This is a genomic window from Campylobacter sp. GTC17093 (assembly GCF_055397635.1).
Genome location: NZ_AP038832.1, coordinates 280627 through 297108, shown reverse-complemented (window position 1 = coordinate 297108; position 16482 = coordinate 280627). Strand labels below are relative to the sequence as shown.

Annotated in this window: 13 protein-coding genes; 10 read left to right on the top strand and 3 right to left on the bottom strand. The window is 29.9% G+C overall.

What is annotated here, in order from left to right; genetic code table 11:
* The first annotated feature begins 16 nt into the window (after window positions 1-16).
* Together ACZ5VL_RS01440 and ACZ5VL_RS01435 are read left to right on the top strand one after the other, a co-directional pair.
* Window positions 17-1585 (top strand): inorganic phosphate transporter, encoded by a 1569-nt coding sequence (locus ACZ5VL_RS01440; RefSeq protein ID WP_464199252.1) that lies wholly within the window; start codon window positions 17-19, stop codon window positions 1583-1585.
* 63 nt (window positions 1586-1648) lie between these two features.
* Entirely contained in the window at window positions 1649-2356 is a 708-nt protein-coding gene (locus ACZ5VL_RS01435) for a thioredoxin domain-containing protein (RefSeq protein ID WP_464199250.1), read from the top strand.
* A 41-nt stretch (window positions 2357-2397) separates the two neighbouring features.
* On the opposite strand, the gene olsF is transcribed toward ACZ5VL_RS01435, so the two are convergent.
* Window positions 2398-4110 (bottom strand): bifunctional ornithine lipid synthase OlsF, encoded by a 1713-nt coding sequence (olsF, locus tag ACZ5VL_RS01430; RefSeq protein ID WP_464199248.1) that lies wholly within the window; start codon window positions 4108-4110, stop codon window positions 2398-2400.
* 160 nt (window positions 4111-4270) lie between these two features.
* Between olsF and ACZ5VL_RS01425 the strand changes: the two genes are divergently transcribed.
* Both ACZ5VL_RS01425 and tsaD read left to right on the top strand, forming a co-directional pair.
* The gene (locus ACZ5VL_RS01425; protein ID WP_464199246.1) at window positions 4271-6169 is read left to right on the top strand and encodes a M99 family carboxypeptidase catalytic domain-containing protein; all 1899 of its coding nucleotides are present in this window, start codon (window positions 4271-4273) and stop codon (window positions 6167-6169) included.
* Window positions 6169-7176: a tRNA (adenosine(37)-N6)-threonylcarbamoyltransferase complex transferase subunit TsaD gene (tsaD, locus tag ACZ5VL_RS01420; RefSeq protein WP_464199244.1), complete on the top strand. Its 1008-nt coding sequence runs from the start codon at window positions 6169-6171 to the stop codon at window positions 7174-7176. Before ACZ5VL_RS01425 ends, tsaD begins: the two co-directional genes overlap by 1 nt.
* Here the strand turns inward: tsaD and ACZ5VL_RS01415 are convergent.
* Entirely contained in the window at window positions 7173-7928 is a 756-nt protein-coding gene (locus tag ACZ5VL_RS01415) for an exodeoxyribonuclease III (RefSeq protein ID WP_464199242.1), read from the bottom strand. The genes tsaD and ACZ5VL_RS01415 overlap by 4 nt on opposite strands.
* A gap of 59 nt (window positions 7929-7987) precedes the next feature.
* On the opposite strand from ACZ5VL_RS01415, the gene ACZ5VL_RS01410 reads away from it, so the two are divergent.
* Window positions 7988-8230, top strand: a complete 243-nt coding sequence (locus ACZ5VL_RS01410) for a replication/maintenance protein RepL (RefSeq protein WP_228568753.1) — start codon at window positions 7988-7990, stop codon at window positions 8228-8230.
* Here the strand turns inward: ACZ5VL_RS01410 and ACZ5VL_RS01405 are convergent.
* Window positions 8206-8760 carry a manganese efflux pump MntP gene (locus tag ACZ5VL_RS01405; RefSeq protein WP_464199239.1) on the bottom strand — a complete coding sequence of 185 codons (555 nt, stop codon included), beginning with the start codon at window positions 8758-8760 and terminating at the stop codon, window positions 8206-8208. The two genes, ACZ5VL_RS01410 and ACZ5VL_RS01405, sit on opposite strands and share 25 nt — an antisense overlap.
* 133 nt (window positions 8761-8893) lie before the next feature.
* Here ACZ5VL_RS01405 and ACZ5VL_RS01400 point away from each other — a divergent pair, with 133 nt between their 5' ends.
* The 5 genes from ACZ5VL_RS01400 to ACZ5VL_RS01380 all read left to right on the top strand — a co-directional run bounded on the left by ACZ5VL_RS01400 (window position 8894) and on the right by ACZ5VL_RS01380 (window position 16479).
* On the top strand, window positions 8894-11041 hold the full coding sequence (locus ACZ5VL_RS01400) for a peptidase domain-containing ABC transporter (RefSeq protein ID WP_464199237.1): 2148 nt from the start codon (window positions 8894-8896) through the stop codon (window positions 11039-11041).
* A gap of 224 nt (window positions 11042-11265) precedes the next feature.
* On the top strand, window positions 11266-12495 hold the full coding sequence (locus ACZ5VL_RS01395; RefSeq protein WP_464199235.1) for a calcium-binding protein: 1230 nt from the start codon (window positions 11266-11268) through the stop codon (window positions 12493-12495).
* A gap of 32 nt (window positions 12496-12527) precedes the next feature.
* Complete coding sequence (locus ACZ5VL_RS01390) at window positions 12528-13679, top strand: calcium-binding protein (RefSeq protein WP_464199233.1); 1152 nt, start codon at window positions 12528-12530, stop codon at window positions 13677-13679.
* 61 nt (window positions 13680-13740) lie between these two features.
* Complete coding sequence (locus tag ACZ5VL_RS01385) at window positions 13741-15162, top strand: TolC family protein (protein WP_464199231.1); 1422 nt, start codon at window positions 13741-13743, stop codon at window positions 15160-15162.
* A 3-nt stretch (window positions 15163-15165) separates the two neighbouring features.
* Window positions 15166-16479, top strand: coding sequence for an HlyD family type I secretion periplasmic adaptor subunit (locus tag ACZ5VL_RS01380; RefSeq protein ID WP_464199229.1), 1314 nt, complete (start codon window positions 15166-15168; stop codon window positions 16477-16479).
* Window positions 16480-16482 lie beyond the last annotated feature (3 nt).

Genomic DNA, 16482 nt, shown 5'->3' with positions numbered 1-16482 from the left:
TCATCGGGAGATTTTAATGAGACAAAAGATTTCGGGCCTAGATTTGTTTTTTGGTGGATTATTACTTGGCTTTATAGTATATTTTATATATTGGGGATTTGGTTTTATAGGGGATAATTCTAAAGCCATATTTGTTTTATCTGCCGCTTTTGGAATGTTTATGGCATTTAACATCGGCGGAAATGATGTTGCAAATTCATTTGGAACTAGTGTTGGTGCGAAAACTCTTAGTTTAAAACAAGCGTTGTGTGTAGCTGCCATATTTGAAGTAAGTGGTGCAGTTTTGGCTGGTTCTGAGGTTGCGGAAACTATAAAAAGCGGAATCATAGACTTAGATGCGCTTTCTGTTAGTTCAATTGATTTTATATATATAATGACTAGTGCACTTGTATCCGCTGGTGTTTGGCTTTTTATAGCTACAAAAAAAGGTATGCCAGTTTCTACAACACATGCTATAATTGGCGGTATAGTTGGTGCTGGAATGACGCTTGGCTATATGATGGATAATCCTAATATCTCTACATTTTCTTTGGTAAGATGGTCTGAGATAGGCTCTATATCTCTTTCTTGGGTAACCTCTCCTTTGCTTGGTGGCGTAGTTTCTTATATAGTATATTCTTTGATAAAAAAACATATTTTAAATTATAATGATATTGCTCAAGCGGAATTAGATAAGTTAAAACAAAGAAAAAAAGAGCTAAAAAAAGCTTTTAAAGCCAAATTTGAAACACTTAATGAAGATGAAAAAATCAAAATAAATCAATCTATGCTTAGCGATTTTGATATCATGAGTGAAGTATCTTATGATGCAAATGATTTGGAATCAGAGTATTATAAAGAACTTCATAAAATATCTGAGGAACAAAAAAACTTAAAATCTCATAATGCTTTGCAATACGGTGTTCCTATTATAGCGGCTTGTGGTGCATTTATAGTAAGCTCAATGATGATATTTAAAGGTCTTGCGAATTTGCATCTTGGTTTTAGCGTTCTTGAGAATTTTCTTACTATTTGTATGATAACTGCAGTTGTTTGGATGTCTATTTTTATATTAGCCAAAACACTAAAAAGCAAAGACCTTTCTAAATCAACTTTCTTACTTTTTAGTTGGTTGCAGGTTTTTACTGCAGCTGGATTTGCCTTTTCACATGGATCAAATGATATAGCAAATGCTGTTGGACCTTTTGCTGCTATTATAGATACACTAAGTAGCGGAGAGATAAATTCTATGGTTTCTATACCGATGCCAATTATGGCAACTTTTGGCGTTGCTCTGATTGCTGGTCTTTGGTTTATAGGAAAAGAGGTTATTGCTACTGTTGGAACAAATTTAACTAAAATTCACCCAGCATCTGGTTTTAGTGCAGAGCTTAGTGCTGCTAGTGTTGTTATGCTAGCGTCTGTTCTTGGTATACCAGTTTCTTCCACGCATATTTTAATAGGTGCCGTTCTTGGCATAGGTCTTGTAAACAAGCAAGCAAACTGGTCGCTAATGAAACCTATCATGTTCGCATGGGTTATTACTATACCTATATCATGTATTGTGAGTGGAATTTGCTTTATTATATTTAAAAATATATTTTAGAGATATTTACTATATTTTAGTTATAATCAAAATCATAATTTTATATTTTAAAAAAGGGCAAAAATGAAGAAAATTTTTATGTCAGTTGTGGCTTGCGCAGTTGCGCTTAGTGCTGTTACAAATGAGGAAATTTTATCTCTTTATGATAACTTAAAAGTTAAGGGTGTAAAAGTAGAAGTTGAGAGTAGAAAATCATTGCCAGATACTGACGGTATTGAGATGGTTATACTTAAATTTGTTAAAGGTGATCAATCTCAAAAAGATATAGTTTTTACTAAAGGAAATTTTATATATCCAGATATATTAGATTTAAAAAAACAACTATCTTATAAAAATTTCTATAGTTTTGAGATGCTAAAAAGTGCATTAACAAGCGTATATAAAAAAGAGAAATCAGATAATATTTTAAAAATAGGTAACGATAAAAATAAAGACACTATGGTTGTATTTACTGATCCTGAGTGTCCATACTGCAGAATGGAAGTAAAAGCTTTAAATGAAACATTAAAAACTTACAATGTGGAGATGATTTTTACTTCAATTCATTCTGATCTAGCTATTGAAAAAGCAGCTCTAATACTTCAAAACTCAAAAGGTAAAAGCGATAAAGAAAAAGTAGAAATAGCTCAAAAATATTATGCAGAAGATGCTAAAATAGATGCAAAAGTAGATTCTAAAATTTTTGATAGTATAAAAACTGGCGCTAAAAAATACTTTGATGCAGGCTTAACAAGTGTTCCTACTAAAATATTAAAAAGCGAAATGAAATAAGTTTTGATTTTATAGCCTTTTGATAAAAACAAAAGGCTATTTTATTTTAAAAAATTATCTATATATTTTTGTCTTTTTGCTTCTTTTATCTTTGATATATCAACTACTAAAAATCCGTCTAAAGAATTACTAAAATTAGGATCAACTCCAAAATCTAAAAATTTGACTCCTCCATCATCACAAAGTTCGCCGTATTGTTTATAAAGTGTAGGTACGCTAAAACCAAGAGTAGCTAGGCTTTGTTTTAGAATTTTAAAATTTTCTTTATAGTCGCTTGCACTAAAAATGGTATCTAAACGCTTCAATTCATTTTTGCTAAGTACATATCTATGATTTGATCTAACTAGATTTTCGTTAACTCCAAAATATTTATTGTAAAAATAAACAAGCATATCTTTTGCATCTTTTGAGTAAGAGTTGCTTATACTAACTGGTCCAAACATATATTTTACATTTTTATATCTTGATATGTAAGCTCCTATGCCAAACCATAAATAATCAAGCGCATAAGTTCCCCAGTACTTTGGTCTTACAAAGCTTCTTCCAAGCTCTATTGTATCTTTAAATAAAAACTTTGCATTATCGCTAAATTTAAATAGAGTTTCGCAATAGTAACTCTTTTTTATATCTTTTATGTGTTCGCTTTGCCCGATTCTATAAGCTCCAACTATCAAATTTTCTTTTTCATCCCATAAAATTATGTGTTTATAGTATAAATCATACTCATCTGTATCGTAACTTTTGCCAGTTCCCTCGCCAACCTTTCTAAAAGTTATCTCTCTTAGTCTGCCAATTTCTTTGTATAAAGCATTGTTTTCTTCCAAACTACATAAATAAATCGTTTTGTCATCACCAGTTTTACCTAATATCAATCCATTTTCTAATTCATGCTTTATGTCTAAATAGCTTTGTTCGTTTATAATATTTTGTTGTGTTTTAAATATTTGAGGCTTATTTGTATCAATCCTATAAAGATGTTTTTTTACTAGTTTCGCACTATTTTTTATATTTATTTTTTCAGATGCTATACTTTTAAAAGGTATTGGCTCGCCAATTTTAATACTTAGAGATTTACCTTTTTTTATAAGCATTTCCCTAACTAAAAGTAAAGATGACAAAGGCTTGTTTATAATAGAAAGCATATAAAAAAGTGAAGAATTTCTTGCATCAACAAGTATAGGAACTATTGGAGAAGATGTAATTTTTGCAAAATGCAAAAATCCACTTTTCCACATATTATCTTTTGGAGTTAATCCTTTTAGTCTTGAAACTTCGCCTGCTGGAAAGATTATGATTGCTTCTTCATTATTAAGAGCATTTATAACTTTTTTTGCTGTATTTGAAGTTCTTTTTTGAGTAAGATTATCTACCGGGAAAAGAATTTCTCTAAGGGGTTTTATTTCATAAAGAAGTTCATTTGCGAGAATTTTAAAATCTTTTCTTACACTAAAAATAAGAGAAATTATACATAATGCATCAAGAGAACCAAGTGGATGATTTGCTACAAATATAACTTTTCCACTTTTTGGTATGTTATGTTTAAAATTACACGAATATGTAAAATCAATATATTCCAAAACACTGTTTACAAAATTTTGAGCATCCAAGTTTTCATTATTTTTTAAAAATTCATTTAACTTTTTTTCATAGAAAATTTTTTTTATGAAAAAAATAAAAATTTTAGTTACAAATTCTGGATATTTTTCAAAAAATTCTGGGTAATGATTTTTTATAATTTGTTCTAAATCTAACATTTCATCTCATCTCCAAATACAAATAAGCTATGATATATTCTAAAAGATACAATGTGGTAACAAATTTTATTTTACAAGCAATATTTTAATATTGTTTTTTGAGATTAAGTTTAAATTTGATATAATTTATATATTTAATTAAAAACGTAATGGAGAGCATTTGAGTTATAAATCAGCACTTAAGACCATATTTTTTTCAATGTTATTTGTAACCTTTTCTTTTTCAAAAGATATATATGTTGACAATTTGGATTTTGATTTAGTAAAAAAAATAAAAAGTGATTCAAACAACACAATGCTTTTAATAGGTGGAATTCAAGGTGATGAGCCTGGTGGATTTAATGCTGCAAATATAATTATAAATGAATATGATATCATAAGTGGTTCAATTTGGATTGTTCCAAATTTAAATGCATCAAGCATTTTGGCAAATTCTCGTGGTTTAAGCGGAGATATGAACCGTAAATTTGCGCATATTGATGAAAATGACCCAGATTATAAAAATGTAATAAAAATTCAAAATCTTATGCTTGATGAAAATGTTTCACTTGTTTTAAATTTGCACGATGGTAGCGGATTTTATAGAGATGAATATATTAATGATTTTGAAAATCCGAGCAGATGGGGAAATAGTACTATCATAGATCAAATTGATTTAAATGGCACTATATATGGTAACTTATATGAAAACGCTCTTGCTGTAGCCAAAAATGTTAATGATCGCATACTTGATACCAAACATAAATTTCATGTAAAAAATACTAGAACCAAAGATTATGATAAAGAGATGCAAAAATCTTTAACATATTTTGGCATTAGAAATGATAAAGCATCTTATGCTAATGAAACTAGTAAGAGCTTAAAGGTTGAAGATAGGGTATTTTATCATCTTTTGGCTATAGAAAAATATATGGATATAATGGGAATTAAATTTAAGAGAAATTTTGAGCTAAATCCTCAAAGTATTGCTCAAATTTTGAAAAAAGAGATTGATGTTAGTTTAAGTGATGGGAGATTTTTTCTATCTTTAAAAAATCCAAGAGATAACATAAAATTTGTTCCTATGAAAAAAAATGATGAGTTTGCTCTAAAATCTGCAGATAAGCTAGTGGGTTTTGTAAAAAGTGATAAAAATGAATATAAAATTTATTATGGAAATAGGCATTTAACAACTATAAAGCCAGTATATTTTGAGTATAGCGATATAATAAATAGAGTTAATGTAAACATTGATAATGTCGCTCTAGAAATCCCTCTAAATACAAAAATAAAAGCTAAAAATATTCAGATTCCATCTATAAAAAATGTTAGGGTAAATATAATAGGTTTTGATTCCAAAAAAGAAGATGAAGCAGACATATTGATAAGTAAAAAAGACTTGGATCAAAAATATTCTATAGATAAAAAGGGAAATATTTATAGAGTTGAGTTTTATGAAATTGGTAAAAATTCTCCAGATAAATTTATTGGCATGATTTTAGTTGATTTTAGTGATGATAAAATTGCAAAAGAAAAACCTTTTGAGATTACTATCATAGATAATGATAATAAAGATACTATTTTCAGGTTAGATAGTAAGTTTTTTGCTACTACAAACAACATCAGACAAAGATTAAATTTTGTTCCTATGAGCAAAGAAGAGATAAACTTTAGTTCCAATAGTGATGATTTAAGCTTTAAAGCTCAAAGTGATGGCTTGTACAGGCTTTATAATAAAAGCAATCCAATAAGCACTTTAAGTGCTGAGTATTTCGAATATAGCGATATTTTAGATAGTGTTTATATAGATATAAATGGAAAAATGAGCTCTAATGTGAAACTTGGTACAAAAATTAAAGCAAAAAGTATAAAAATAAATCCTATAAAAGGCGTTAGGGCAAACATTATAGGGTTTGATTCTGGTAAAAACGATGAAGCAAATATGCTTGTTAGAAAAAAAGATTTAGATAAAAACTTTTCAGTGGATAAAAATGGTAATATTTTTAGATGTGAATTTTATGAACTTATAGATGGTAAAAAAGATAAATTTATCGGCATGATTTTAGTTGAGTTTGAATGATGAAGGAGCTTGTACTAGCTATAGAAAGCAGTTGTGATGATAGCTCTCTTGCACTAATGGATATTAAAACCTACGAGCTAAAGTATTATTCAAAAATTTCTCAAGAGATAGAGCATGCTAAATACGGTGGCGTCGTACCAGAACTCGCCGCAAGACTTCATACTAAAGCACTACCTGATATGCTTAAAAATATTAAACCTTTTTTTAGCGAGATTAAAGCTGTAGCTGTAACAAATGAGCCTGGGCTTAGTGTTAGTTTGGCAAGCGGTGTTGCAATGGCAAAAAGCATTAGCTTAGCTTTAAATTTACCACTAATTACTGTAAATCACCTCATAGGACATATATACTCACTTTTTTTGGATAGCAAAGAGGAATTTCCAATGGGTGTGTTGCTAGTAAGCGGTGGCCATACGATGATTTTATATATTGATGAGGGTTTGAAAATAAATATTTTAGCTCAAACTAACGACGATAGTTTTGGTGAGAGTTTTGATAAGATTTCAAAAATGATGGGATTTGGATATCCTGGCGGGCAAATAATAGAAAATTTAGCAAAAAATGGCGATGAAAAAATTTATAATTTTACAGTTCCGCTTTTCCATGATAAAAGACTTGAATACAGCTTTTCTGGGCTTAAAAATCAAGTTAGATTGGCAGTTGAGAGTTTAGAAAATCCAACATCCAAAGACTATGAAAATATAGCTGCTTCTTTTCAAAAAACAGCGTGCGCACATATCTGCGATAAACTAGAAAAGATTTTTAGAGTTTATAAATTTAAGAAATTTGGTATAGTTGGAGGAGCTAGTGCAAATACGCTTTTGCGCTCAAAAATAGAGCAAATTTGTACTAAATATAATTCAAATTTGCATCTTGCTCCGCTAAAATTTTGCTCTGATAATGCCGCAATGATAGCAAGGGCCGCTATTTGTAAATATCAAAAAAGTGAGTTTACAACTATTCATGATATTCAAATCAATCCAAAAAGTAAAAATTTCTTTATAAACTAAATGTCTATTTCTATTCCAACAGGGCAGTGATCACTTCCAAAGACGTTATTTAGTATAAATGCATCCTTTAGTCTGTCTTTTAAATTTTTTGATATGAAAAAGTAATCAATTCGCCATCCGGCATTGTTTTTTCTGGCATTAAATCTATAACTCCACCACGAGTATTTTACCTCATCGCCATGAATATGTCTAAAAGTATCAATGTATTCATGTTCTATAACTTTATCAATCCATTTTCTTTCTATTTCTAAAAATCCACTTGTTTGGCTATTTGCTTTTGGATTTTTTAGATCTATTTCTTTATGAGCCGTGTTTATATCGCCGCAAAATATAACCTCTTTGCCGTTTTTTACAAGAGTATTTACATAGTTTAAGAACTTGTCATAAAAATCAAGTTTATACTTTAGTCTATCCTCATCTTTTTGTCCGTTTGGAAAGTAGATATTAAAAAGTACAATATCCTTAAAATTATGTTCTAATACCCTTCCTTCTGTGTCATCATTAAAATTTGATTTGAAGCAAGTATTTTCAAATTTTGATAAGCTCATAACACCAGAGTATCCAGCTCTAATACCAGAGTTTGTATCTATTTGCTTAAAACCAAGATTATACATTTCTTTTGGTATGTCATTATCTTTTACTTTTGTTTCTTGAAGTGCTAGAAAATCAGGATTATACTCACTTAGCCATTTAAAGGCATCGTTTTTTACAGTTGCTCTGAGTCCGTTTACATTCCATGATATTAGTTTCAAATTTATCCTTTTTTTGCTAGAATTGTAGCTAATATTTTAAACAAATTTATAAATCTAGGATGAATACATTGAACTCACTTGATATTTATAAAGCTATTTTGGGCGATAAAAAGTTTGAAGTTATAGAATATATCGTAGCAAATGCTGATGAATTTGGACTTTTTATGAAAACTATCACAAATGTTTGCTTAGAACTTGATATAAGTAAGCCAACTGTTATAGAAACTTTCAAACTTTTAGAGAGTAAAGATGTCTTAAGAAAGATAAAAAACGGCGTTTATAAGCTTAATATTCCAAGATGAGTTAGAAGTATCTTTGTGCCTATTAAGATGAGTATTAAACCACCTAAAAATACTGCTTTTGACTCTAGAACTTCGCCTATTTTTCTACCTATATAAAAGGCTATCACGCATAAAACAAAGCAAACTATTCCTATGATAGAAACTATATATAAGATATTATTTTCGCCAAAACTAAAAGTAACTCCAACAGCCATAGCATCGATACTTGTAGCAATACCACCAAGTAAGAAATCCTTAGTGCAAACATCTTTTTGCTCAATATCATCTTGCGTTAAAAAACTATCTTTCATCATTTTAATACCAAGAAAAGCTAGGATTAAAAACGCTATAAAATGATCGATTTGTGATATAAAGTTTACAAAACTAAGACCTAGAAGATAGCCGATACATGGCATCAAAGCTTGGAAAAATCCATATATAAAAGCCATTTTTAAAACGGTAAGTAAAGAAAAATTGCATTTTGAACCACTTGCCATGCTTAGTGCAACGCTGTCCATTGCAAGAGCAAAAGCTATTAAAAAAATTTCCAAAGGTAGTCCTAGTAAATAAATAAGGAAAGAATTATAATGCATAATGGCTTAAAATTCAAAAATAATAAAATTTTATCTGTATTTTTTCTTAAATTTACAACTTTAAAGTTATTTTTTAATAATTTTTTGTAAAATGCGCGATATAATTTTTTATAAATTTAAATTAAGGTATTCTAGTATGAAAACCGCTTTGGGTTCCATTCAACTTATCTGTATAATCAACAAAATTCCGGTAGACACAAAAGCTATTATAAACAAATTTGCTTTAAATGCAAAAGAACCTAGCATGGAAGAACTTGTTAGGATTTTAAAAGATTGCGAATTTAGATCAAAGATAAAAGCTTATGATATAAAAACTATTTTAAAATACGAAGCACCTTTTATAGCGCAGAAAAAAAATAGTGAGTATTTTTGTATATTAAAACTGCTTGAAGATGAGAAAAAAGCTGTCATTTATGATGGTGGAAATGAGACAAGAGAGATAAGTTTTAATGAACTTGATGAACTAGTAAACGGAAGATTTATTGTCTTGACTCACAAAGCTATAAATTCACAAATCAAATTTGGTTTTGCTTGGTTTTATAAAAGAATGCTTGCTTATAGGATGATCGTATTTGAGGTTTTGATAGCTTCTTTTATTATGCAGCTTTTTGGACTTGTAACACCGCTTTTTACGCAAGTTATACTAGATAAAGTTTTAACTCATCATAGTATAAGTACGCTAAATGTTATAGCTGTTGCATTTCTTGGTGTTATCATTTTTGAGATGCTTTTATCGCTTTGTAGAAACTATATTTTTGCGCATACTACAACTAAAATTGACGCAAGACTTGGAAGTGAACTTTTTAAGCATCTGATACTTCTTCCTATGATATATTTTGAAAGCAGAAAAGTTGGAAATATAGTCGCTCGTGTTAGAGAGCTTGATATCATTAGAGATTTCATAGCAAATAAAACAGTTACCGTACTTTTAGATGTGCTATTTAGCTTCGTGTTTATTTTGATGATGCTACTTTATAGCGTGAAATTAACACTTATTGCGATTGGTTTTGTTGCAGTTATTGGAGCTATTTATTTTTTTATAACGCCAGTTTTAAGAAAAAGATTAGAAGAAAAATTTCAAATGGGTGCAGCTTCAAACTCATATTTGGTTGAAGCAGTTACTGGAATGCAAACTGTTAAATCCTTGGCTATAGAAGGAAGTATGCAAAAACAGTGGGAAGAATATCTTGGAAAGTATGTTAAATCAGGCTTTAATCTTAGCAATTTAACAAATGTTGCAAGTGGCTTTGCAAATGCATTGCAAAAACTAATGACTTTAAGTATACTTTACTTTGGTGTAAATTTGGTCATGGAAAATAAACTTACGGTTGGGCAACTTATAGCTTTTCAGATGTTTGCAGGACAGTTTTCAGCCCCTATTATGAGACTTGTAAGTCTTTGGAACGAGTTTCAACAAGCGCTTTTAAGTGTGGATAGGCTTGGTGATATACTAAATACACCTACAGAACAAACTACAGATAAACCTATAGCTTTAAATAATATCAGTGGCGATATTAAGTTTGTAAACATAAATTTCAAATATAACACAAGTTCAAATTTAGTTCTAAAAAATATAAATTTACACATAGAGCCAAATAAAAGCGTAGGTATAGTTGGAAGAAGCGGAAGTGGTAAAAGTACTGTAACTAAGCTTATAGAAAGGCTTTATCTTCAAAGTGAAGGTGCTGTTTATATAGATGGTATTGATATAAGACATTTAAATCCTTATGTATTAAGGCAAAATATCGGCGTAGTTTTGCAAGAAAACTATCTTTTTAGTGGAACCATAAAAGATAATATCTCATTTGCTTCAACTGGAGCTAGCATGGAACATATCATCAAAGTTGCACAAATTTCAGGGGCACATGATTTCATAACAGAACTTCCAAGTGGATATGATACGATAGTAGGCGAAAGGGGTTCATCTTTAAGTGGTGGACAAAAGCAAAGAATAGCTATAGCAAGAGCACTTATAAATAATCCTAAAATTTTGATATTTGATGAGGCAACTTCGGCACTTGACTATGAAAGCGAAAGCATAATAACAAAAAATTTATCACAAATAAAACAAGATAAAACTTTTATCATTATTGCTCACAGATTAAGCACGGTAAAAGATTGTGATGAGATTATAGTAATGGATAAAGGCGAGATAAAAGAAAAAGGCACTCATGAAGAACTTATAGCACTTAATGGGTATTATAAAATGCTATATGATAAGCAAGATTTACAACGCTAAGAATGTTTCTAAAAATTCACTTTTTATATAAAATTTATTTATTTAGATAGTAGTTTATTAATATTTTTATTTACAGATGTAAAAAAATTAGAGTTATTAATTTTTTGGCTTTAACGGTGTAATCGCGGAAATTTGGTATAAATAATATTACAATAATATATTAAGCAAAGTTTTATATTTATTTATGTACTATTTGTATTGAATTAATAATAAAAGGAGAGAAAATGAGTCAAAATACAGCCCTAAATATTCCTACTGCTAAAGGCGAGGTAAGCGTAGATGCAAAAAAGTTTTTAGATACTTCTATAGAAGCTATAAAAAAACTTTTTGATATGGTTGAGTCTATCAAAAAAGAGACTGCAAATGGAGTTCCTGCAAACAATACATCTATAGGTTTTAAAGATTTTAAAGATCTTATAGCTGGCGCAAATGGACCTCTTAGTTCTATTGCCAAAATACTAGATGATATGAAGCATACTTTAGAAACAGGTGGCAAAATCAAAGACGGACAGATACTTAGCATTCTTTCAAATATAGTAGGGGTTGCTGCAAAAGCTGCAAATTTAGCAAACCCAGTCATTGGAAGTGTGATTGGTATAGTAAGTTCATCTATAGCAGGTTTGGCAACACTTTTAAAAGATACAACCATAGTTCAAGATGTTATAGATACTTCACTTGGTATATTCCATAAAGTTATAGAAGGTCTAGAATCTCAAGGTGTAGACTTTTCAAATAGCCTTATAAATCCATCTGAGCTTCCTGTTACTTTAAATGATCTTTGGTCTGCAATTTCAGGCAAATACAGAGATACTTTAATTGGTGACAATAAAGACAACGTTCTTGATGGTGGCAGAGGAAATGACATACTAAAAGGAAATGGCGGAAATGATACCTTAATCGGGGGCACTGGTCAAGATAAACTTTATGGCGATGATGGCAATGATATTTTAAATGGCGGTCAAGGTTGGGATTATCTTGATGGTGGCAAAGGTAACGATTTCTTAAATGGTGGAAATGGTAGAGACATTTTAAAAGGTGGTCTTGGAGACGATGTGTATTTCTTTAAGAAAAATGATGGTGTCGATATTATAAAAGATATGCCGTTGATAAATAATGGAAATCTAGACGGTGGCTTTGACACTATTAAATTTGATGCGAGTGTCAAAAAAGAGGATATAACTTTTGTAAAAACTGCTGGAAATTTATCTATAAGATATGGTGAAGGCAATAGTGGAACTATAACAGTTTTTGGTCAATTTAGTGATGCTAGAAGAGCTATTGAAAGAATTGAGCTTGCAGATGGTGAATTTATCACAAAAGATCAGATTGCAAAAGTTATTCAAGATCTTAATGCCTATGGTAAAGAGCACATAATCATAGCAAATCATAACAATATTCAAAAAAATGCAGATATGATGAATATGGTTATGAATAGTTGGCAAAAAAATGCTTAAATAAATTTATAAACGATCTATAGGAGTATACAATGGCAGAAACTATTCCATTAAAAGACATAACTGGCGCAATAAATGATTCTATTGGAACAGCTGACAAGGTTGTACATACAATTTTTGATATATTTAAATTTCTTCAAAAAACAGCTCAAGATCTAAATATATCACATAAAGAGCTAGATCAGAGGATGGATAATCTACATAAGGCTTTGACAAACGAGAATGGCAAAGTTACTGATGGCGATATACTTGGCGCAATTAGTGGTGTTTTAGGAACCATAGGCAACACAGCAGCAGCAGTAAATCCTATATTTGGCATAAGTATAGGACTAGTTGCCGCAGGTGTTGCAGGTGTTGCAAATTTGCTAAAACACACAGCTATTGTTCAAAATATCGTAGATACATCTTTGGGTATTTTTAACAATGTGATAAACTCACTTGAATCTCAGGGTGTTGATTTCTCAAACAGCTTAATAAATCCTGATGAACTTCCTTTAACATTGCAAGATCTATGGAAAGAGATAACTGGAGTGTATGTAGATAGAATCAAAGGAACTGCTGAGAATAATATTATAGCTGGAAATAGAGGAAATGATACTCTTTATGGTAGAGCTGGAGATGATATTTTAATAGGCGGAACTGGCCAAGATGTATTATATGGTGGAGACGATAATGATAGACTTTTTGGCGGACAAGGTTGGGATACTCTAGATGGTGGCAAAGGTAATGATTTCTTAAATGGCGGAAATGGTAGAGACATCTTAAGAGGCGGTCTTGGAGACGATGTGTATTTCTTTAAGAAAAATGATGGTGTTGATGTTATAAAAGATATGCCATTAGTAAATTATTCTGGCAAAGACGGTGGCTTTGACACTATTAAATTTGATGCGAGTGTCAAAAAAGAGGATATAACTTTTGTAAAAACTGCTGGAAATTTATCTATAAGATATGGTGAAGGCGATAGTGGAACTATAACAGTTTTTGGTCAATTTAGTGATGCTAGAAGAGCTATTGAAAGAATTGAGCTTGCAGATGGTGAATTTATCACAAAAGATCAGATTGCAAAAGTTATTCAAGATCTTAATGCCTATGGTAAAGAGCACATAATCATAGCAAATCATAACAATATTCAAAAAAATGCAGATATGATGAATATGGTTATGAATAGTTGGCAAAATGCATAAAACAAAAAGCTGGATATTTTATCCAGCTACTGTCTTATATGTTTAAAGTCTAGTTGCGTCAATGTTTAAAATTATTATTATAAACTTTTTACTTATTTGCACACTTTGTGCAAATGAATTTTCAAATTCTTTATATGATCTAATAAGCGAAGATGATAGCATTTGGAATGTGGACGAAAAAATTAGCGAAAATCATCGTAAATTAGAATCAAGCTTAAACAATTCCATTACCAAAAAAGATGCTTATACTTACGAGGATTTATTGGATAATATAAAGAAATTTACACCAAAAATTTTACTACAAAAACTTGAAACAGCAATGTCTGAAACTGAGTTAAGAGCTGCTAGAGCCGAGTTATATCCTAGTCTTAGTTTGGGTTTAAATGAAGAGTATTCAAAAAGATACGATGATTTCCCACTAAGAAACACTAGTGTTGGTAGCGAAAACATAATACAAGCAAGTGGATATCAAGCTTATGCATCTATTGGTATTAATTATAATATTTTTAATTTTGGTTCAACGCTTGATAGAATAGATGCATATAAGGCTAAAATTAAAAGTGCAAAACAAAAAGAGTGCATGGCTTATAAAGATGTTGCTTTGTATCTGCTAGATGAATATTATAAGGCTATGATATTAAAAGAGCGCCTTAAATACACAAGAGATTTGATTTTAAATTTAACCCAAATTTATGAAAATCAAAAAAAGTTAAATAAAGCTGGAGAGCTTCCAAAATCCAATCTTTTTGAAGGTGCTTTAAAGATAGCTGATGAAAACTCCAATCTATCTTATATCCAAAAAGATATCACTCAAGCACTTTCAAATATAAATTATATAACTGGTGCAAACATTACTGATATAAATTCTCTTTTGTATTTTAAAACTGTTTTAGATGTGGGTTTTGCTAATTTTTATGAAACACCAAGAGCAAAGCAATTATCTTATCAGATAGAAGAAAAAAGAAATCTTTTAAATAGTGAGTTTAAAAACTACTTTCCATCTTTTAGTTTATATGCTAGATATAATTTTTATGGATACGATAGAGATGAGTTTACGCGCTCGATAGATAAAACTGAGAAAAATGGTTATAAATTCGGTCTAGCTGTATCATACATTATCTTTGATGGATTTAGAAGAGAATCTAGGATAGAAAATGCAAAAATAGAGTATCTTAAATCAAATTTAGAGCTTGTTGATGCAAAAAGAGAATATGATCAAAATATAAAATCTTTACAAGAAAATATAAATCAAGAACAAAATAAGATATTAAATTTAAATAACTCAAGAGATTATTCAAAAAATATACTAAATATAACAAATAGGCTAAATAAAAGTGGTGAAGAAAGCTTAAATAATGTAATAGAAAGTGCAAATTTAGATATGAGAAAAAATATAGAATTAATCCAAAGCAAGATAAAATTAGATATGTTAAAAGTAAAAAAAGATATAATAAGTAACGATACATTATGTAATGGAATATAAAATATGTTTAAAATTTTTAGAAAAATTGATGATGATTCTTATGAGTTCAAACCTGTTATCGTTGAGATAGAAGATAAGCCGCTAAATCCACTTGGTAGGTCTATTTTATGGATAATAATAGCTCTTATTATAGCTTGCGTTCTTTGGCTATTTTTTGCAAAAGTTGATGTTGTAGTTACCACTAGGGGCAAGGTTATACCAACAGGAGAGATAAAAATTCTAAAGCCACTTGAAACAGGGGTAATATCCAAAATTTTAGTAAAAGAAGGACAAGCTGTAAAGGTAGGAGATATCCTTATGCAGATAGATCCAAGTGTTTCAAAGGTAAATTTAACAACAAAACAAAACGAGTTAAACGCCTTAAATATGACCATAAAACGCTTAGAAGCTCTTGGTTTTGATAAAAAATTAAATGAAAATGATTTAAATGCCTTAAGTGAAGATGAAAAAAATCTTTATTTTCATCAGCTAAATACATACAAAGATGCACTTAAACAATATGATTTTAAGTTAGAGCAAACAAAACACTCTTTAGATGGCACAGATGCTGAGATAAATAGGCTATCTTCTCTTCTTAAAAAAAGTAGCAATAGGTTAGAAAGACTTCAAGGCGTTCAAGATATCATTGCGTATAAGGATTATGAAAATACGCAAAAAGAGGTTTTAGATGCTACTCAAAAGCTTAGTATCGCAAGACAACAAAAGCTAGAAACATCAAAAAAAATAGGAGAAATCAAACAAGAGATAAGTGTTTTTAAGGAAAATACAAAAACTAAGTATTTAGACGAACTTATAAACAAACAAAAAGAAGCAAGTGATATAAAAGCCCAAATCAATACATACATGTTTCAAGGAAGACAACAACAAATTACTTCTCCTGTTGATGGATATATTGGTAAGCTTATGGTAAATACGCAAGGTGGCGTAGTAAACTCAACAGAGCCACTTCTTTCGATTATACCGGCAAATGAGCCACTTATCATAAAAGCAAATGCCTTAAACAAAGATATAGGCTTTTTAATGGTAGGGCAAGAAGTTTCTATAAAAATAGACACTTTTAACTTTCAAAAATACGGTAAACTTGATGGAAAACTTTTTTATATTTCAAGCGATTCGATAAAAGATGAACAACATGGCGAAATTTATGAGATAAAAGTAGAGCCAAAACAAACTACTCTTTTAGTTGAAGGAGAGCAAAAAAGCATAGAACCAGGAATGAGTGTGACTGCTGAGATAAAAACTGGTAAAAGAAGAGTTATAGAATTATTTATATATCCTATCATCAAATATTTAGATGAAGGATTAAGTGTTAGATAAATT